This window comes from Pseudomonas sp. S09G 359 (genome assembly GCF_002843605.1).
Lineage (GTDB): Bacteria > Pseudomonadota > Gammaproteobacteria > Pseudomonadales > Pseudomonadaceae > Aquipseudomonas.
The window spans coordinates 3348998-3368332 of sequence record NZ_CP025263.1 but is presented as its reverse complement, the minus strand read 5'-3'; the positions used below and the strand labels follow the sequence as shown (position 1 = coordinate 3368332).

Genomic DNA, 19335 nt, shown 5'->3' with positions numbered 1-19335 from the left:
CCTCGAAAAGAAGGATTTGGAAAAAATGGCAGTTTACTGAGAGTTGGACTGCTGCGCGACGGTATCGATCCTACAGCATCAAGAGAAACTTCACGCACTCAGCCTATCTGGGCCTGACGCAGTGCTTCGCTTAATGCCACCAGGGCCTCATGCAGGTTGGGCTGCCCATGAAATGTATGGCTCATGCGCAAATGCTGGTGGTGCAGGCCACTGACGCTGAACAGTTCGCCGGGCGCCATCACCACCTGCCGGGCCAGCAGCTGCTGGAACACCTGGCGCATGTCCACGGCCCGCGTGGACCCCAGCCAGAAGGTCGCCCCGGCGGCTGGCGGCCGGTAGGTGATCTGATCCCCCAGATGCTCGTCCAGGCGCAGGCACATTTCTGCTGCCTGCTCCTGCAGTTGTTGACGCAGCGCACGCAAGTGCCGGTCAATCCGCCCACTTTGATACAGGCGGGCAATGGCGCGCTGGCGGATCGACGACAGACGGAATGAGCGCAGCAGGAACTGACGCTGCAATTCACTGCTCATGCGCCGCGACAGCAGATAACCATAGGGGGCTTCCGGCCCCAGGACTTTCTCGAACGAAGAAAATACGATCAACCGCTCCGGGTTCACCAACTCCCGCAACGCTGTTTGCGGCTCGGTGAAACTCAGGTCGCCAACGGTGTCGTTCTCCAGCAACCAGCAGCCATGTCGGTCCAACAGTTGCGCGACTCCCAGCCGGTCGCTGGCAGGCATGGCCACCCCCGAGGGCAGGCTTACCGCCGACGACAACATCACCAGTTGCACCGGCTCATCGCGTAATAGTTGATCAAGTCTCGCCAGGTCCAGGCGCCCTTCGGTTGTCCAGGGCAACTCGATGATGTGCACTCCGGCATCCTGGAACAGGCGCAGGATCAACCACTCGCAGGGCGACTCGACAATCACGGTGGCGCCCCTCAGGCCCAGCACATCAGTCAGGATGTCAAGCACACCACGCAAGTCTGCGCCGATATAGACATCGTCGGCGTGCCAACAGCGCCTGGGCGATGAGGTATAGCGTGCCGCCAGCATCGCCCGCAGCTCCCACACGCCGCACGGCTGGGACCAGGGTTGCAGATGCCGAGGATATTGGCGCACCAACTCTCGTTCCTGTCGCAACAACGTTGCATCCAGGGACGCCAGCAGCGCCGGCTCGTCGCCGCTGAGCACCACCATTCCTGGGCGGCGTGCCGCAGCGTAGAGCCGGTCAAGCAAATCACCACCCGCCCAGTTCGACGGGTTTGTCGACATGGGCCAGGCGTAATAGCCCGACTTCGCTACGGAATAGACCCTACCCTCCTTCTCCAACAGCGAATAGGCATACTGGATCGTCGAGATCGACACATTCAGGCGCCCAGCCAATTGCCGCAGGGATGGCAGCTTTACCCGCGCATCGGTGCTGACTTCGTTGATCAGGTTGATCATGTAGCGATAGACCGCCTGATAGGCGAAGTCGGCCTGCCGCTCGCCGCGCAGGATCATCGGCCGGACAATTGAAAGGCCTGCGCAGTGTTGCGCGCCGTTGCACGGGCAGTGCGCAGCATGCCGTTCGCGCCGGCCAGCGGCCGTTTGCGATACAGGTGCTGCAACAAGGGCATGGGCAGGCCGCTGGTGTCCATAGCCCACTGTTGCAACATTTCGGCGGATGGCTTGCCTTGCAGCACCTTGTGCAATTCGGGGAGTGCCACCAGCATGCCTGGGTGGCACTGGCGCAAATACCCTTCCAGCCTTTCGCCATGATGGATAAACGGCGAGAACAGCAGGCAGGTCAACTGGGTTTCGTCCAGACCAAAGAACTGGCTGGCGGAAGTGCTCGACAGCATTCGCCCTTCACGGGTGCTCGCCTCGGCCAACAATTCCTCGGACAGTTGCAGGCGACGCATATAGGGCACCGCCTGTTGGATAAAACCTTCCACCCCCTCTTCGTAGTCCAATTCACGCAGGCTTTGAGCCTGCAACCCACGCAGGTGAGCCATCAGCAACGGGTTGGAAAACGACGGGTGGCTAAAGTGAAAGCCCAGCGGGTCAGGGGCATAGTCCATGAACTCGCACAGCAAGGACGATGCCCGCAGGTCAATGTCGCCCAGCAGGTCGGCAATGCCGATGTAAGCCAGGTTGCGGTGCCCGGCGCTGCTCGGGTTGTCATGCGCTACGTAATGCTCGCCATACACATCCCGGTAGTAGCCGGCGCTCCACTCTTCCATTCGCGCGAATAACCCGTTGAGCGACGGTGGCCAGCCTTTGGAGATAGGCACACCGGCGCCCTGCGCGGTTTTCTTGAGCCAGGCAAGCAGGTGGCTTTGCTTGCGTGGCGAGTCACCACTGACCAGTGCATGCACCCCGCCGTGCCAGGTGGAGGCACGCTGGTAGAAATCCCCCAGGGCCAGATACGTATCGTTGCACAGCATCGCACGGCAGTCTCCGGAGGTCAGGTGCCCCATCATCAGCCTATTGCGCTGGCTGATCTCGCGGCCGACGGCCGAGGCCGGGCGCAAGTGGTTGAAGGGCTGGACTTCCTGGTTTTCCACCATCAGCAGCTCAACCCGGGGATCGTCGTGGAGAAACAAACGACTGTAGCCTCGATTGACGGTTTCGAGCCTGCCCTCGGTCATGCCAGCGTGCCGCAAGGTCGCGACACGCAGGTGAAAGGTACGCGGAGCGCGCCCGGCAATGGACAATTGCGCCGCGCGTAGCATCGCCAGGGCGTAGCTGCTGGTTTCGCCGCCACCATGGGCGATCAGCACCTTGTAGTCCCCGACCTGCTCCATGCCCCCGGCCGCCACAACGATTCGCTGGATCAGCAATTGCAGCGCCGTACGTTCAGCGCGATTAAAGTGTCCATTCAAGCGTTGCAGAACTTGCTGGTAAACATAACTCATAGCCTGTTCGTGAATAGTGCTCATCGTTCTACTACCTGAGTTGAAATATCAGTTTCAAGCAAATGCTTAACGTATTCGCTCGACTTATTTTACGCGGGCTAAGAAGTTCGCGCGTCATTACACCCGTCAGTGAATAGACACTAGCACCGAAGAACAAAATGACACGCTTAACCTCAGGTGCGGCCTACACGCCACAAGCGCTTCAACGCCCGGGCTTGCTGGGTCAGCGCGATCCAAGGCTGCAGCCTTAGGACCGTTCCGACAAGGTCCTACACATCTTTCACCAGCAATTTAAAGAAGTGTCCGACAAATAGACGCAAGTAACTTTCCCACTTGCCGACTGGATACAGTTTTGCGTGTGCGCCTATTTCCCTGGCACAACACTGGCGCTGCCCTATTAGTTCGAATAACTCGCGACCGACAAGCTGGGTATTCAATCATGGCTCAATCCTTGAGATGAAAGTGAAGGCGCAATTATCAGTGCTTGAATAATGATTAATAGATACAGAACACGCGCATAAACCAGTGCAGATGCGCAACGGCCGAACTATGAATGGCGCACACACAACAACGCCGCGCTGAAATCCAGAGCGGCGTCCAAGGGTAACGGTAGGAATCAGGGGCTGAAGCGCCAAACCGGTCACTTGTCGCCTGTACAGGATCAGCCCTGTAAATTGGCGCATTTGCCCCATGCGCCAGCGGTCAGGAATACTCGTTTGCGAATATTCCTACGCTTTAAACAGCTTCGACCTGCAACGCCACACGCTCACGGCACGGGCATTCGTCCATGTAACGGTGCGCTTCCACGAACTGATTGAACGGGAACACCGTGGTTTTCAACGGCACCAGCACGCGGTCGGCCGTGAGCTGGTTGATATCACGCAAGGCACGCTGCAAGGCTACCTGATCCTGGATGATGCCCAGTTCTGGCTTGCCGGTGAAGTTACCGATGCAATGCACGAAGAACTGAATGTTCTTCTGGAACGCTGCACACGCCGGGAACGGCGTCTGGTTGCCACCCTGCAGGCCATACAGCACCAGGCTGCCACGGGGCGCCAGCACATCACCGAGCAACGACATCTGCGGGCCGCCCAAGCCATCGAACACCACGTCTACGCCGCGATTGTCGGTGAACTTGTTGATTTGCATCAGCAGGTCCTGCTCTTCGGTGACGATGACCTTTTCCGCGCCAAGGGAGAGCAGGTACTCACGCTCGTCGCTGTCCTTGGTGGCAGCAATCACGCGCACCCCCAGGGCTTTGCCCAATTGCACAAACGAAGGGCCGGCGCAGTGGCTGGCGTCAGTCACCAGGGCGAATTGCCCGGGTTTGACCCGTGCCAGGTCTACGTAAGCAAAGTAGGCGATCAGCAGCGGCGTGTAGTGCACGCTGGCTTCAATAGGGCTCAAGACATCCGGATAACGGGTCAGGGCCGAACGGGGCAGGACGATCTGTTCGCCATACACCGGGTAATCATTGGGGCTCTCGGCCGGAAAACTGGCCACCTTATCGCCCACGGCCAAATCATCCACGCCGTCGCCTACGGCAACCACAACCCCGGCCATCTCATGGCCAAGGCCGGACGGCAGGCGTGCATGGGAAGACGCCAGGTTCTGGCGCCACAAAATGTCATACCAGCTGATGCCAATCGCTTCGACACGCACCTGCACTTCGCCCGGTGCGGGCTGCGCGGCTGCATGCTCTTCGCACTTGAGCACCTCGGCCGGACCAAACTTGTGAAAACGGATCGTGCGGGACATCGCAAACCTCGTCAAAGTAACCTCTAATGCCATGAACTCTATCTGGGCTTTCCGGGTAAGACCACCGGTCGCCGTTAATAGTCGACATGTCTGTCATTGATTCCGCAACTGAGGGATAACCCTCAAACAACGCAGGAAAACTCAATTAGCCGGTGCAGAGTACCAGTCTTTACCCGTAAGATTCATGCCGGTCATGCGTCTAATAGAACCTGATGGTTCTGATTATGGCCGCTCTCGTCAAGTAAGCTGACTCTTCCAGGACACAAGATGAACCGTAACGACCTGCGTCGTGTCGACCTTAACCTCTTGATCGTATTCGAAACCTTGATGCATGAGCGCAGTGTGACCCGCGCGGCCGAGAAATTGTTCCTTGGCCAGCCGGCCATCAGCGCGGCGTTGTCACGCCTACGTGGGCTGTTCGACGACCCGCTGTTCGTGCGCACCGGACGCAGCATGGAGCCTTCGGCCCGTGCGGTGGAAATCTTCGCCCTGCTCTCCCCGGCCCTGGACTCGATTTCCACGGCAGTCAGCCGCGCCGCCGAGTTCGACCCGGCCACCAGCACTGCGGTGTTCCGTATCGGCCTGTCCGACGACGTCGAATTCGCCCTGCTGCCACAACTGCTCAAGCGCCTGCGCGCCGAGGCCCCCGGCATCGTGCTGGTGGTGCGGCGCGTCAACTACATCCTGATGCCGGGCCTGTTGGCCTCCGGCGAAATCTCCATCGGCGTCAGCTACACCGCCGACCTGCCAGCCAACGCCAAGCGCAAGGTATTGCGCCGCAGCCTGCCAAAATTGCTGCGCGCCGACAGCGTACCGGGCTCCCTGAGCCTGGACGACTTCTGCGCCCGCCCCCACGCCCTGGTGTCATTCGCCGGCGACTTGAGCGGGTTTATTGACGAAGAACTGGAAAAACTCGACCGCAAGCGCCACGTCGTACTCGCCGTACCGCAGTTCAACGGCCTGGGCACCCTGCTCGCCGGTACCGACATCCTCGCCACCGTACCGGACTACGCCGCCGAGGCACTGACCTCAGCCGGCGGCTTGCGCGCCGAAGACCCACCGCTGCCGGTGCGTTCGTTTGAATTGCATATGGCTTGGCGTGGGTCGCAGGATAATGATCCGGGGGAACGGTGGTTGCGGTCGCGGATTCAGATGTTTTTTGGGGACCCCGATAGCTTGTAATGGAGTTCCAGTAAATTCCATAAAACTGTCTTATAACAGGTGCTTATTGGTAATTTCGGTCCATTGCCGCCTGTCCAAATCCAATGAAATCCACGACTCATGGGGGCATAATTGGGGGCAAATTTCGGTTCCTTAAAAAGGATGCCCCCACCGATGCCCCCTGATAATGCGGTTGTTTTGAAACGAAAACTCAGCGATGCCTTGATCCGCTCGCTGACCGAACCCGGCAAACACGCCGATGGCGAAGTTCCTGGCCTCTACTTGGAGGTAAGGGCGTCGAGCAATGTCGGCAAATCCCCTTCCAAGTTCTGGCGCTTGAAATATCGGCTGCATGGCAAGGAAAACCGCTTCTCAATCGGCGCTTACCCCGAAATAGGCTTGAAAGAAGCAAGGGACATTGCCCGCGGTGCACGCCGTGACGTGGCTAACCACACCGCTCCGCTCAAAGCTAAGACTGCCAAAATCGAGGCGCAACTCCTCAACGAGGTGCGCACCTTCGAGTATGTAGCCAAGCAATGGTTGGCATTCAAATCTGCCGAACTGGTGACTAAATCCATCTCAGGGTTTAGCGGAGCGCTGAACAACCACATCTTGCCTGCCATTGGTAAAAAACCGGTCACCGAAATCAAGCTGGAGCACATCACCACGATCATTACCGAACTGCGCCGCCAGCGCACAATGGCGATGGCCCGGCGCGTGCGCACCATCATCCGTGCCGTCCTGGGATTTGCTGAAGGGCGCGGCTGGGTTGAACGCAACGTAGCGCTCAGCAACACTGAGGAATTGAAGATACGGCATGTCGTCACCAGCAATCCGGCGATCGAAAGGCCAGCCGACCTAGGCAGGTTTCTCCTGCGTCTGGATGACTGCAACGACGGCAGCGTTGCCTCCGCGATGCGCCTGCTGATTATGTTGCCGGTCCGACCAGGCGAACTGGTGCAGATGCGCTGGGAAGATGTCGACTTGGTGGGTGCCGATTGGCGTTATGTGGTGAGCAAGACCAAGCACCTGGACAAGAGCAAACACATCGTGCCGTTGCCTGAGCAAGCCTTGGTTCTGTTACGCGAGCTACATAAAACCCGCGTGGTGGATGAAGAAGGCAAAGGCTGGGTGTTCATCTCGCCAGTCTATCCGGGTCGCCCCATAAATCCGACCTCCATGCTCAAGTCCTTTCAGCGCATCTGGCCAGAGTATGACATCACAGCCCACGGCTTTCGCGCAACCTACAGAACCATTGCCCACGAGCACTTGGGGATTGATCCAATTGTGCTCGAACTGTCGTTATCCCACCGGATGCCGGGGGCGCTAGGGGCTGTATACGCGCGCGCCCAACTGCTGGTACAACGGCGGGCAGCGGCTCAACAATGGGCTGACTATTTAGATCAGTTGCGGCAAAACGCTGCGCGAGTTACCACAGATTGACGATACAGCGAATAAAAATCAGTAGATTGAAGCTGGAAACGAGACTCGCATCTGGTATCCGCCCCATTGAAATCTAAGGGGTTTCTTTTCCACCCGGAGCAGAAAAAGAATCAATTCTGGACTTGTTTTTGGGGTGTTTCAAGAACGAAAAAAGGGATAATTCTAAGCAAGGCTGTTAGCTTCTACCCAAAGCCAATGGACGAACTATTATCAAGCTGGTGTCATTTTCACAGGATCAACAGGGTACAAGCCACCCGAAAAGACGTACCCAACTCCCCCGCTCACCAGTCAACTCAAAACCGACGAATATCGACCAACGCAGGCAACTCTTCGGGCTGGTAGACCGTAAGCAGATGTTCTGGAGCCCCCCGCCCTTGGTTTAAAAGTCATCAGCTCAGTTAGCGAACATGACCTGCGGAACTTGGTACGATCCGTAATGGCTCGAGATCCAACTCGTCAGGCCATGAGCCTCTTTTCGGATATCGTTCAGATGTTTGGATGGGCCCAGAAACGGCAACTATGGCGAACACTACTGACTGACTGAAACCCAGCAGACTTGGTAGAAATCCATAAGCTTGTACCCATTGACTACTAGGAGAAGCGAACTCGGATCCTCTCCTCTATCGAGCTTCAGCAGCACTACCTGCCGGCGCAAAGTACAATGGGATTCGCCCACTCAAACTAGAGCCCCAACTTGCGCTTTGCATCTGCCTGGGAACGCTGTGCCGGATCGGGGAGCTGCTTCAGACAGAATGGAAAAACATCCATCTGGAATATGGCGTTTGGTTTATACCCGTTGCGAATGTCAAAGGCAGCCGGAGAAAGAAGCAGACCACCACGTGTTCCTATCTGCGTTTACAACTCACTATTTCATCAAGCTTCGGCAGCTGACAGGACATTCTCAATGGTGCTTCCCCGCAAAGCATCATGACGGGCATGTTGATCTCAAGGTCATCAGCAAACAGGTTGGAGACCGACAATCACGCTTTAAGAATCGCAAGCCGCTAGCACGTCGCCGACATGATGACACCTTGGTGCTGTCCGCTGGTTTGAATGGCGAATGGCCCGCTCATGACTTGAGACGAACTGGGCAACCATGGTGCAAGCCTCGGGGATAAGCCTTGATGTATTAGATCGGTGCCAGAACCACGTGCTGGCAGGTTCCCGAGTCCGTCGCCACTACTTAGACCATGGTTATGCTGCAGAGAAAAAGCTGCTTGGAACCTGTTGGGCGAGAAGCTCATCGACATCTTGATCGACCAGGATGAACTTGGAGGGATTTGAACACCCAAATGAGGAGATACTTTGAGTGTGGGCCGCGAAACGAAACTCGTACCTAGCATCCGGCTCATTAAGATCTAGAGGTTTCTTTTGCTGACATAGCAGGAAAAGACTTAATTCTGGATTTGTTTTTGGAGAGTATCAAGGGCGAAGAACGCGTGATTCCGGGCTATGCCATTTTCTTCGCCCCATTGCCAGCCGGACGGAAAGGGGTCGTCGGCGAAGGATGATGTCCACCCCAGGCCGAGCATCTCTCAATTGACAATGTCGCAGTCCGATGGGAGTCCTGCCATCTCAGCCATTTCGCAGCTTAGTAACATGAGCTGCTGCCTAGTTACCGTCCCACGCGTCACGCGCCGCTATACCGCCGCGTGTTATACGCGAAACTGATCCATCAGCTTCATCTGTTGATTGGCCCGTGCGTTGAGCTGACTGCTGATCTGCGCCGATTCGGCGGCCTGTTCAGTCAGGGTCTCGGTCACACCGCGGATGGTCGAAACGTTGCGATTGACCTCTTCGGCTACTGCACTTTGCTCCTCTGCCGCGCTTGCAATCTGCAGGTTCATGTCGCTGATCACCGTTACCGCGTCGCTGATCTTGCCAAGCGCCTGCGCGGCCTGATGGATCTGCCCGGCGTTGTCCTGGGCGAGCGTCTGGCTGGAATGCATGGTCGCCACCACGCCCCGCGTGCAGGTTTGGATGCGTTCGATGACCATGCGGATTTCTTCGACGGAATTCTGGGTGCGCTTGGCCAAGTTGCGTACTTCATCGGCCACCACCGCAAAACCCCGGCCACTTTCCCCGGCGCGCGCCGCTTCGATCGCGGCGTTGAGTGCCAGCAGGTTCGTTTGCTCGGCAATACTGCGGATCACTTCCAGCACCGAACCGATCTTCTCGCTGTTGACCGCCAGGGCTTCGACTTCCGTCACGGCCTTACTGACCTCGCGGGCCAACGCATTAATGTCCTGGGTGCTGCGCTCAATGAGGGTGATGCCTTCCCTGGACGCCTGGTCGGCACCGCGCGCTGCCTGGGCGGCACTCGAGGCGCTGTGGGCGACTTCATGCGCAGTGGCGCTCATTTCGTTGGACGCAGTTGCCAGTTGGTCGATCTCGCGAAATTGCACCTGCATCCCTTCACTGGTCAGCCGCGCGATTTCCGAAGACTGGTCGGCGGTACCGCGCGCATCGGTAATGCTCTGCTTGATCTGCGCGACGGTGGGCTGCAGTTTGTCGAGGAAACGGTTGAACCAGTTCACGAGCTCGCCCAGTTCATCTTTCTTGCGGTAGTGCAGGCGCTGGGTCACATCGCCGTCGCCACTGGCAATCGCCTTGAGCATCTGCGCGACACTGTTGATCGGGCGCGTCACCCCGGAGGCGGTGAACCCGATGAGCAGCAGGCCCAACAGGCCTGCGCCTATGGCCACGAGCAGCGACTTCAGGGTGTCGCGGGTTTGGGTCTGATCAAGCAAGGTCTGAAGCGCTACCGAGTCGGCCAGCAATACTTGTTTGGGCAAATCAATCACCACCCCCCAAGCCGGCGCATCGGGGATTGGGGAGACGGGGTAGACGGCGCGGATCAAATCATTCTGTGCCAGCACCAGCGGTTTTTTTTGCGTCAATGCTGCGAGTATCGCCTTGCCGTCCTCGCCCATAGTGATGCTGACAGGTTTGCCGACCTGACCTGCGTCCTTGCTGTAGGCTGCGAGTACACCACTGCCGGATACAATCAGCATGCTTCCAGAGCCTTCGAACAGGGTACGCTGAGCATCGCTTGCGGCCGCTTGTAGGGCGCCGAGTGCGAGGTCTACGCCCAGGGTGCCGATCACCTTGCCATCGGCAATCAACGGCATAGACAGCGTAGTCATCACTTGGGCTTGCCCGTCCAGGTTGACGGCGTAAGGCGCCGTCAGGCACGTGCGCCACGTGTCTCGGGGGCAGGTGTACCAACTGTTGTTTGCGGTGCCGCTAATGCTCAGCTCGGTATTCTGCAGATCGATCTCTGTAATCATCAAGCTCATCGATTGGCCGCCACCCCGATTCCAGGCGCTGCTAAAGCGTCCGCTTTCGTTGGAGGCGCGCGCTGCGTCGTTAACGAACTCGCTGTCTTTACCGTCCAGCGCATTCGGTTCGTACACCAGCCAGAACCCAAGAATCTGCGGATTGTGCTCGAATGTTATCTTGACGCTATGGTTCAGTTCCTCACGCAATGTAGCGGCCGGCAACCCACGCTGGCTGGCCATGTTACGCAAGTTGTTCACCTGGTCGGCCAGAGCAGAGATAAGCAGCAAGCTGTTACCGAAGACATGCTCGAAGTTTCTAGCCTGTTCGCCGGCCTTGGCCTGCAGCAGACTCTCACCGCTGTCGGTCAGCATCTTACTACTCGAAGCACTGATCAATCGGTTGTTCTGGTCGCCTTGATAGAGGTTCATGTAGACGATCAAACCGATCACCCCCATGAGGCACAAGCCGGACAGCAGGATGATTTTCAAGCGGATGGAGAGTGCGTCGATCATCGGAGTATCTCGTGAGTGAACAGCGGCCAGTTGACCATCAGGTGGCCTGGGCCACTGACTTCTTATAGGTGATGTCATTACACCGGCCGGTCTCGCGATTTAACGAGACCGACTTGGTGATTTTGAACTGTTGACTCATGACTGCCGCTGGTCTTTACGCCGTTACTTCGCATGGTTAGTTAGTTCTGGCCAGCGGCTCGACGGTGGTGCTGGCGATGTTCGCCTACAATATTCAGCAGATCGCCCTAGGTGTGCTAGGTGAGTCGCCTAGATTCAATACAGGAATCTAGGGCCGAACATCGCTACGAAAATGTTCCCCAACCTTTTGAGACTTGACGTCGATGGTGTGAGACTGCTCGAGCGTAGCGTTTTGAGAGGCCGTCGAACATTCGTTACTCTCGTCGTCAGTCATTGATTTGCGAAAACCCTTTATGGCTTCGCCAATGTCTCCGCCCAAACCTTTTATCTTCTTTGTCCCAAAAATCAAAATCACTACAGCTAGGATTACTAGCCAGTGTTTCCAATCAAAAACTCCCATGGGTAAAGCCTCTCTCGGTAAAAATCTTGAAGAAGCGAAATTCGCTTTTTTGCGCCTAGGTCACGAAGCCATTTGGTGGCAAGAACAACGGGATAGGAAGCAATGCATATATCGTTGAGAGACGTATCGCCTCCCTGCATTCAAAGACTTCACCCCTCGAGCGCGCGAACTCGCTCGTGACGTTGCTGTTCTTTAGGTTGATCGGATAATTGAAGCGTAAAGTCGAAATCGATCTCAGCGAAGCGGCCAGTAATGCCATACGCTGCAGCGCGCTCAGGATCATCGGTAAAAATGATCTTCGCGATCAGTTCATCACGGGTGGCGTAGGCGAAATCGTCATGCAGATACCGATCGCCATCCAAATTGATTTGCGTGGTCAGATGGCGATGATCGGGCGCCGAGATGAAAAAGTGCACGTGCGCCGGGCGCTGGCCATGACGACCCAACTGGTCCAGCAATTGCTGCGTAGGGCCATCTGGGGGGCAGCCATAGCCCGAAGGAACGATACTACGAAAACGGTAACGGCCGTTGGCATCGGTAACGATGCGGCGACGAAGGTTGAACTCCGATTGAGTAGTATCAAAGTAAGAATATGTGCCGAGGGTATTAGCGTGCCAAACGTCAACTACCGCACCTGCCAATGGTTCGCCGGAGGTATTTCTAACTTGGCCTTGCATGAATAGCACAACACCTAGATCGGTACCGTCGTCTAATCGTGCCTCAAAATCCGAGAGCGGCGCACCTGCGACGTAGAGCGGACCTTCAATGGTCCGAGGAGTGCCGCCGGACTTACCCGCCAGCTTATCTTCAGCATCCATGAGGAGGTCCAGGTAATGCTCAACACCGAGTCCTGCAACCAAAAGACCGGCCTCTTGACGAACGCCAAGAACGTTGAGGTAGTTAACCGCTCTCCAAAACTCCTCAGGAGTTACCGAAAGGTCTTCGATAATTTTCACGGAGTCGCACAGAATTCGGTGAATCAGAGTTTTGACTCGTGGGTTGCCGGCACTGTTGGTGAGGCCGCTAGCGTCCTCAAGAAATTTCTGAGCATTGCTGGTATGTGAAATCATAACGGCCATTTTTTATCCTCCTCTTGTAACTCTTAAAACAGAAAAATTAAGAAAGTCGGACTTAGAGGTCACCTTCAAGAATCGACGAGGTTTGCTGGTATAGCCGTACAACCTCAATAGCCTTGAGGGTCCCTAAGAAGAATATATAAGCAGCGCATAGGCACATCCCTCAAAGGGACGGGCCTTGCGCCTTAAAAAACTTAAAAATGCGTGAGAAAAAGAACCTGACTATAAATATTACGTCGATCAGTACCGATTTGAGAACCACCTTCTAAATCAGAAGCATCAGGCTTATAAATACCCAACAAAGGCACCACTGTAAGTTCTTTAGTTGCCTGCCAACTTGCATATATATCCACCTCATTTCCGCCAAGGTTAGAAAATGTTCCAGCCCTCTTACTTAATGTATCGAAATTATATAGAAGCACACCCAGCGAGAGCGACTCAACGGGGGTGAATGAAAGAGCAACCTGATGAATTCTTGTATTAGAGTTAAATGGGCCTGCGTAATTCGAAGCCACTTCGCCCTGAAACCAAGTTCCAAGCCCGCGAATATTTCCAAAGAAGAAAGGATCGTAACCTTCAGAGAATCGGCTGTAACGATAATTTACAGAAGGTGTACCATATACATCCGAGAACTTCCAACCTGCCTCAAGATACCACGCACTTTCATTGCCAGCAGGGCGGTCCTGCCATGCATATTCGCCAGAAAGAAAAAGATCTGGGTGGCCTAAGCTACCTTGGCCTCTAACGGTATAGGTCTTAGTTCCGTTTCGACGAATTAAATCAAACTTATCATCGGTATTCAATACATCCATATATGTGAAACCGACAGTTCCTTTTTCACCCACGTTTTCTAACGTGGCGACGAAGGACTCTGCTTTGGCTTGGGCAGGGTTATCTGACTTCAACCACATCAAATCACTGCGCAAACCTTCACGCCCACCGATCCGAAGGACTGCGGTCTGGTCAAACGCCTTACGTGGAGTGATGTAATACGCACCACCACGATTCAGAGTTCCGTTAGAGATCCCTTTGCCAAGGTTCAGCGCGTCACCGCCAATAAGAAATCCATCGCCCACAACAATATTTTGCCGACCAAACGATAAATCAATTCCGTCAAGCCCAAGCGCGGGAAAGTAATTTCCCGATTTCCAGCCAAGATATGCGTCTTCGACTTTGGTAGTCCGCTCTGTGCCATCAGTCCATCCGGCAGCATCTCCTTGGCCGAACGTCGCACTACTAACCCAGTTTAAAGCACCATACACTTTTTGCTTCTGTTCGCCCGCAGAAACCCAACCGGATAATCCGTACTTAAAATATGCCTCTTGCCAATCAGTCCCCCCTTTCTTCAAAGTTCCAGACTGAGCATAATTTTGTTGGCTATGATAAATTCCAATACCGCCATCCAGATCGGCATTTAACCCGTAGCTTTCGTCCGAATATAATTCCAACGCGCCTACGCCGCTAGAGCACAGAGAAAAAGCCATAAAATAGAAACTAACTGACACGGTTCGAAGAGACGTATTCATAACTACCCTCAACATATTAGGCTTTTTATTTTTAAGCAAATCGAAGATTCGATTCACTCCTCAATAAATCATTTCAAGCTACCCAGGAAATCGAAAAAAACGGCGTAAACAAGTGGAATCGTCCCCACTACTGTTTACGTAGTTATGAATCTTCTTAACTTGATCACTAACGTAAATTGCAACGAGGTTCCACATGAGAGAAAGGATGCTGCAAGTGGCAGCATCCTATTGCGAAACTAGCTATTGCTGCCCTGAAGATTGGGCAACAGTTGATTTGCCTTTCCAAGCCAATACGCCGAGCCAAAAGAACCAGATAGGGGTTGCGTACAGAACACCCTGGAGACCCAAGCCGGCAATTTCACCGGCATCTAGTATTTTCGCAGCACTCGATAACAACCCAAAACAGCCGTTCAAAAAAGTTACAGTAGCGAAGCCTTTACGGTGCGGCCAAATGACCAACGCTAGACCTACGTACCAGACCCCGGAAAGGAAGAACTCTAAACGCCCCCACATGCCGTCCTGAACAAACATGGTGATTACACGAAAAAGCTCCGTGTAAATTTGAGCGGCGGAAGGATCCGATGCGGTAGCTGTTGCAATCGTAAGCACAGGCCACGCTACAGACAGAATCGATGCACCAATAGCACCTACCAATGCGAAAAATATGCCTGCAACTGTTGCCAGCGATACCAGAAACGGATTTTCCTGCTTAAAGTTCATCCATAGATAAATAGCAGCAGGAATGCTAAATAGGTAAAAACCAAACGTATCGCTCAGCATCATCCATTTGAGGTTGGCAGCGCCTGCGACACCAACTTGCAACTGCGCGGCAACATCACCAGCGGCCTCATATTCGAAACTACCGGCTTGGATTGCCAAGTATGTTGTCAACATACAGAAACAAATAGCTAACCAACTGGTCACTGAGACCAGCCTATTTCTACTGAGAACAAGCTGTTTGTCTAAACTATTCACAATGGGTGCTCCAATCTATATTTATAAGGTTAAGTGGACTTTATTTTGCAGATAACGGCCGCTCTGTCTTCGGGGTTTTTAAGGCCGCTAAAAGGCATACGCGTTTGAGGCACTACATCTTGGGGAGCGGCCAAGAACGCATCAAGCTTCTCGATCGTAAACACTACATCCGAGGCCTTCATCGCTGGCGAATAAATAAACCCCTCGAGCGAGCCCGCTTTTCGGCCAATAACGCCATGTAGGTTCGGGCCCAGCATCGAGTTATTACCCTCTGCAAGAGAATGACAAGCTGCACACTTCCCCCACGCTTTTTCTGCGGTCTCTGGCGAACAGTTAGCAGTATCCGCTTCTGCCAAATTCGAAACCAACATAAAAGTCAGAACCAGTGTTGTTTTTTTCATCTGAAGCCCCTCACCCCAACTGCTTCAATACAATTCTTGACGCCCGCAATCCTGTTTCAATCGCACCGTCGATAAACCCCCGCCATCCATTGGCTATGTCGGAGCCAGCAAAAACCACGCGGCCCTCGTCTTTGCGCATATCCTCGCCATACTTGCTCCACATCCCCGGCTTGTAATCGCACCAGGTCCCCTTCGAATACGGGTCGGAATTCCAGTCGTAGGCGAAACTTTCCATGATTTCGGCTCCCGGTAACAAACGAGTAAATGCTTCACGAACATTATCGTCGTCGTTTACATCGAAGCCGGGCACTGAATATCCCATAGCTACAAACTTGGTATGATGGTCAGAAATATAATCGGTATATACCAAGTTGATAGGATATCCGGAGGATGCCATACCTTGATAGCTACCTTTGTTGCCCTTAACCTTAACCTTCAATTCAAAACCAGAACCCACGTGCCGTTCTTTACTTGCAGCTACTTTTCCTGGAGATAGAGCAGGCAACCACTCAATATCGTTCCAGCAGTTCATAGGCAACGCGACGATGCAAGACTTAGCGAAATAGGTTTTGCCGTTTTCCGCAGTTACTTTTACTCCGCGCGAAGACTGCTCCACCTTTTGCACTGGCGTATTCAATTTTACTTCAGCACGACTGTCACGAAACAACAATTCAATAAGCGAAGACGTACCGGTACTAATTTTATATTGAGTACACGCCCGTAACAGACGATCCATATCGTTGCCTGCGCGCGCATACCAATGAATCTGATCCAAGTACCCAGCCTGCTCGATAGGGCCGTTCACAGCAGTAGTGAAATAAGATTCGAGAATTGCTCGGGTTTCATCAGAAACATTGATCTGTTTCATTCGCTGAGCAATAGAAATATTATCGGTCTTTAAGGAGTCCGGATTGAAATTTGGGTCATAGGGACGAGGAAACAGATCAATCACATCCTTACTAAACACTTGCATGCCTAGGTTTAACAGCTCAAAGGCCTTAGCAGGATCAAAGGGTTCGAGCTTACCATTTACCACAACACCGTAAGCAGTTGGACTTGCACCTGGCGTTTCAAGCAGCTGCAAACCATAACGTTGCATTTCCGCCCAAACATGCGGCTGGATCCAGTGGATCCATTGACCACCAACGTCTGCACGCTCGCCAAAGACCTCTGTAGTGAAAGTGCGGCCACCTGTTCGGTTGCGCGCTTCTAATACTAAGCATTTCTTGCCTCGAGTTCCCAACTCTCTTGCTGCTGTAGCCCCCGCCATACCGCCGCCGATAATAATCGTGTCGTAGCCCCCGTCAGCCGAAGTTTTTTCCGGAACATCGGGCGCAGGCTTTATCGAACTTGCCATCGCAGAATTCAGCACAGAAGCGGCAAGCACTGTGGTGGCGCCTGCGGCAATCCCTTTTAGGGTTTGGCGACGGTTGTAAGTAGCCTTTAATAAGTCATTATCGTTGTCAGTCATTTAAGTCTCGCCATTACTTTATTGGTTTAATTCCCAGGCAGTCGGACAAACAACCCATCAACTAGAGTTATATGCTTTTCGACAGCAGTTAGCACGCAAGAGATACAAATCCCAGCACCACCTAAAACCCACAGATCTAACTAATGCAAATTTATTAGACGTCAAAACCCCTATGACGTCTATCCTATTTATACTTCATTCTCATCCAAAAAATCGGCCGATTTTGACAACTCAACACCGCACTATAGAGATATGTCAGCGCTATTTTGATTTCGACTTGTAAATTCATGCTTAAACCGGCAATAGCTTTAGAGAAATCCCCCCCACAGTTAAGCGCGGTAGCTCGCTAAGTCGCTACCTGCCACAGTTAGAAATGGATCTGTATGACTGAAACTATACTCTAAAGCCCTTCTACAAACTCAACCCCTTTGGCTATAGCACTAGAACTCTCGTGACTTCTAGCCAAAGGTCACTCAGTCACCACATCGAGCTCTTATCCGACGTCGCTAATAGCGAAATGCAAGCTTCGGACACTGACACCAGCCCCCAAAGATCTCTTGCATAGAAAAGCCGTCCCATATCAGAGAAACCTTTCCCTATTCATTTCACCGCGATGCAATGTCGAACTCGGTGTTTCATTGAATAGTTTACGATACTCAATCGCGAATCTTCCCAAGTGATTGAAGCCCCAGTCAGTGGCAAGTAGTGACAAACTTTTAACCGGACCACCCTCTAAAATCTCTCTACGAACGGCAGTAAGCCTGTATTTTTTTAGATACGCCATAGGCGGCATACCGAAGTACTTTTTGAAACCATCAAAAACCTTGAACCTTGATACGCCCGAAGCTCGCTCTATATCCTCCAGACAAATATTTTCACGAGCATTATTGTGAATATAATCTCGCGCCTTTATAAGATAATAAGGGAGCTGACACTGAAGGTGCTCATTTATAAGGTCGCTATAGTTATTGCGCTGAGACAAAATTAAACCTTTGATCAGAGCAGCCTCAATATCTCGAGAAAATATAGCATGCTCAAACACACCACCGCCGCGCTCAAACTCTTCTGCGAAGTTTCGCACTAAGCGCCACCACGAAGCTGTAGCACCGTTAATTGCATCAATAACAGGTTCAAATCGAAGAGGAACGTCTAGGGTACGATGAAGCATTTCCTCAAGTGTCTGCCGCATAGACATCCGAGGAATTACAATAGAGAGTTTTCTACAGTTACCAGCCATCCACAACTCTTGTGTTTCGTGCGGAGAAACAATTAAACCGCTACCTGTATAAGAGTTAAACAACTTACCATTTTTCATTAGCTTTTGCTCTCCCATCAACGGGAGACTGAGGCTGTAACTATTTAAACAATCAGATTCTTCAATTCTTACAGTGACGTCAGCGCCATACTCCATAAAACCTAGCGCAGTGGAAAAACTGTTAAAAACCTTAGCACTATGACGAAACCGGATATCCTGAGGTTTGGTTGCCCGGAGCGAATGCGGCCCGCAAATTCGCTCCATCCATGCTTGCGCGCCGGAAAAATCAAATTGATCAACACGAATATTACCAACGACGTGACTATTCGTTTGCATGATAAGGCACTCACGGCTATTTTTTCACGCTCTAATCGGCGTGACTCAGCGCTATCCAAGCAAGTGTTGTGCCGACGAACCGCTCAACCTTAGGAAAAAAAATATCGGGATATCAATATGAAAATTTACGGATAACCCCACTCAAAAAAATCAGTTCCTGGGCCGATTCAGATCAATAAATTATTCGATAGCACCAAAACAGTGCTCATTTTTTTAGCGACTAGACCTACGTCGTTACCATCATTCCCGACTGCCCAGACTAGGTAACAGATGCCTCGTAGCTCAGTGTGACGCTACAGCGGCTCCGACAGCTCTTGATCACCTGGCGTCATCCGGAAACGATCCAAATGCAGCCCGAAAAACTGGCTCAGGATAGCGGTTTCGAAGACGTATGCCACCGAGCCACCCCCTCATTAAAGCCAACCAATTTGGATAGTATCAGCGGAATAATCGGACAACTTCGCCTATATAGCCCGTAATTTCCACCTGAAGCATTATTGCGAGCACCATTCATGATCAAAACAAACGAATTTGCCCTGCATCCTACCGGAGAAAATTGCCCTGAATAACGGGTCGACACCATTCTACTCAAGACAAGTAACACCCCCCCCCACAAACAACAATGATTATCACTATCAATTACGGCAATCGTCAAATTGCTGCTCTCATTTCGGATGTTTCTAATCTCATTAAGTGGCT

12 protein-coding genes and 3 pseudogenes are annotated in these 19335 nt (G+C 53.1%); 3 read left to right on the top strand and 12 right to left on the bottom strand.

Annotated features, from left to right (window positions below; translation table 11 throughout):
- Positions 1 to 98: 98 nt before the first annotated feature.
- From CXQ82_RS15115 to CXQ82_RS15105, 3 genes are all read right to left on the bottom strand, one after another.
- Complete coding sequence (locus CXQ82_RS15115; protein ID WP_101270306.1) at positions 99 to 1505, bottom strand: PLP-dependent aminotransferase family protein; 1407 nt, start codon at positions 1503 to 1505, stop codon at positions 99 to 101.
- Complete coding sequence (locus CXQ82_RS15110) at positions 1502 to 2926, bottom strand: hypothetical protein (RefSeq protein ID WP_101270304.1); 1425 nt, start codon at positions 2924 to 2926, stop codon at positions 1502 to 1504. Before CXQ82_RS15110 ends, CXQ82_RS15115 begins: the two co-directional genes overlap by 4 nt.
- Positions 2927 to 3637: 711 nt before the next feature.
- Positions 3638 to 4660: a zinc-dependent alcohol dehydrogenase family protein gene (locus CXQ82_RS15105; RefSeq protein ID WP_025854663.1), complete on the bottom strand. Its 1023-nt coding sequence runs from the start codon at positions 4658 to 4660 to the stop codon at positions 3638 to 3640.
- Positions 4661 to 4927: 267 nt separating this feature from the next.
- Here CXQ82_RS15105 and CXQ82_RS15100 point away from each other — a divergent pair, with 267 nt between their 5' ends.
- From CXQ82_RS15100 to CXQ82_RS15090, 3 genes and pseudogenes are all read left to right on the top strand, one after another.
- Complete coding sequence (locus CXQ82_RS15100) at positions 4928 to 5842, top strand: LysR substrate-binding domain-containing protein (RefSeq protein WP_028616088.1); 915 nt, start codon at positions 4928 to 4930, stop codon at positions 5840 to 5842.
- 153 nt (positions 5843 to 5995) lie between these two features.
- Positions 5996 to 7264, top strand: a complete 1269-nt coding sequence (locus CXQ82_RS15095) for a site-specific integrase (protein ID WP_101270302.1) — start codon at positions 5996 to 5998, stop codon at positions 7262 to 7264.
- 367 nt (positions 7265 to 7631) lie between these two features.
- Positions 7632 to 8518: pseudogene (locus CXQ82_RS15090) on the top strand (tyrosine-type recombinase/integrase); the annotation flags it as partial.
- Between the two features lie 401 nt (positions 8519 to 8919).
- Here CXQ82_RS15090 and CXQ82_RS31950 read toward each other — a convergent pair.
- From CXQ82_RS31950 to CXQ82_RS15050, 9 genes and pseudogenes are all read right to left on the bottom strand, one after another.
- Positions 8920 to 9447: pseudogene (locus CXQ82_RS31950) on the bottom strand (methyl-accepting chemotaxis protein); the annotation flags it as partial.
- A gap of 330 nt (positions 9448 to 9777) precedes the next feature.
- Positions 9778 to 10554 (bottom strand): annotated as a pseudogene (locus tag CXQ82_RS31945) (HAMP domain-containing protein); the annotation flags it as partial.
- 790 nt (positions 10555 to 11344) lie between these two features.
- Positions 11345 to 11596: a Sec-independent protein translocase subunit TatA gene (locus CXQ82_RS15080; protein WP_101270298.1), complete on the bottom strand. Its 252-nt coding sequence runs from the start codon at positions 11594 to 11596 to the stop codon at positions 11345 to 11347.
- Positions 11597 to 11745: 149 nt separating this feature from the next.
- Positions 11746 to 12675 (bottom strand): catechol 1,2-dioxygenase, encoded by a 930-nt coding sequence (gene catA / locus CXQ82_RS15075; RefSeq protein WP_101270295.1) that lies wholly within the window; start codon positions 12673 to 12675, stop codon positions 11746 to 11748.
- Between the two features lie 191 nt (positions 12676 to 12866).
- Positions 12867 to 14156: a hypothetical protein gene (locus CXQ82_RS15070; protein ID WP_253400415.1), complete on the bottom strand. Its 1290-nt coding sequence runs from the start codon at positions 14154 to 14156 to the stop codon at positions 12867 to 12869.
- Between the two features lie 282 nt (positions 14157 to 14438).
- Positions 14439 to 15173 carry a hypothetical protein gene (locus CXQ82_RS15065; protein WP_101270290.1) on the bottom strand — a complete coding sequence of 245 codons (735 nt, stop codon included), beginning with the start codon at positions 15171 to 15173 and terminating at the stop codon, positions 14439 to 14441.
- Positions 15174 to 15202: 29 nt separating this feature from the next.
- Positions 15203 to 15574, bottom strand: coding sequence for a cytochrome c family protein (locus tag CXQ82_RS15060; RefSeq protein ID WP_101270288.1), 372 nt, complete (start codon positions 15572 to 15574; stop codon positions 15203 to 15205).
- A 10-nt stretch (positions 15575 to 15584) separates the two neighbouring features.
- Positions 15585 to 17045, bottom strand: coding sequence for an NAD(P)/FAD-dependent oxidoreductase (locus tag CXQ82_RS15055; RefSeq protein ID WP_253397384.1), 1461 nt, complete (start codon positions 17043 to 17045; stop codon positions 15585 to 15587).
- Positions 17046 to 17625: 580 nt separating this feature from the next.
- Positions 17626 to 18636 carry a helix-turn-helix domain-containing protein gene (locus CXQ82_RS15050; protein ID WP_218274445.1) on the bottom strand — a complete coding sequence of 337 codons (1011 nt, stop codon included), beginning with the start codon at positions 18634 to 18636 and terminating at the stop codon, positions 17626 to 17628.
- Positions 18637 to 19335: the final 699 nt, after the last annotated feature.

Bases quoted from the DNA above. Each gene is read 5' to 3' on its own strand.
- CXQ82_RS15115 (WP_101270306.1), bottom strand. From the start codon at position 1,505: ATGATCCTGCGCGGCGAGCGGCAGGCCGACTTCGCCTATCAGGCGGTC.
- CXQ82_RS15100 (WP_028616088.1), top strand. From the start codon at position 4,928: ATGAACCGTAACGACCTGCGTCGTGTCGACCTTAACCTCTTGATCGTA.
- CXQ82_RS15055 (WP_253397384.1), bottom strand. From the start codon at position 17,045: ATGACTGACAACGATAATGACTTATTAAAGGCTACTTACAACCGTCGC.
- CXQ82_RS15105 (WP_025854663.1), bottom strand. From the start codon at position 4,660: ATGTCCCGCACGATCCGTTTTCACAAGTTTGGTCCGGCCGAGGTGCTC.
- CXQ82_RS15070 (WP_253400415.1), bottom strand. From the start codon at position 14,156: ATGGCTTTTTCTCTGTGCTCTAGCGGCGTAGGCGCGTTGGAATTATAT.
- CXQ82_RS15060 (WP_101270288.1), bottom strand. From the start codon at position 15,574: ATGAAAAAAACAACACTGGTTCTGACTTTTATGTTGGTTTCGAATTTG.
- CXQ82_RS15095 (WP_101270302.1), top strand. From the start codon at position 5,996: ATGCCCCCTGATAATGCGGTTGTTTTGAAACGAAAACTCAGCGATGCC.
- CXQ82_RS15050 (WP_218274445.1), bottom strand. From the start codon at position 18,636: ATGCAAACGAATAGTCACGTCGTTGGTAATATTCGTGTTGATCAATTT.
- CXQ82_RS15080 (WP_101270298.1), bottom strand. From the start codon at position 11,596: ATGGGAGTTTTTGATTGGAAACACTGGCTAGTAATCCTAGCTGTAGTG.
- CXQ82_RS15110 (WP_101270304.1), bottom strand. From the start codon at position 2,926: ATGAGCACTATTCACGAACAGGCTATGAGTTATGTTTACCAGCAAGTT.
- catA (WP_101270295.1), bottom strand. From the start codon at position 12,675: ATGGCCGTTATGATTTCACATACCAGCAATGCTCAGAAATTTCTTGAG.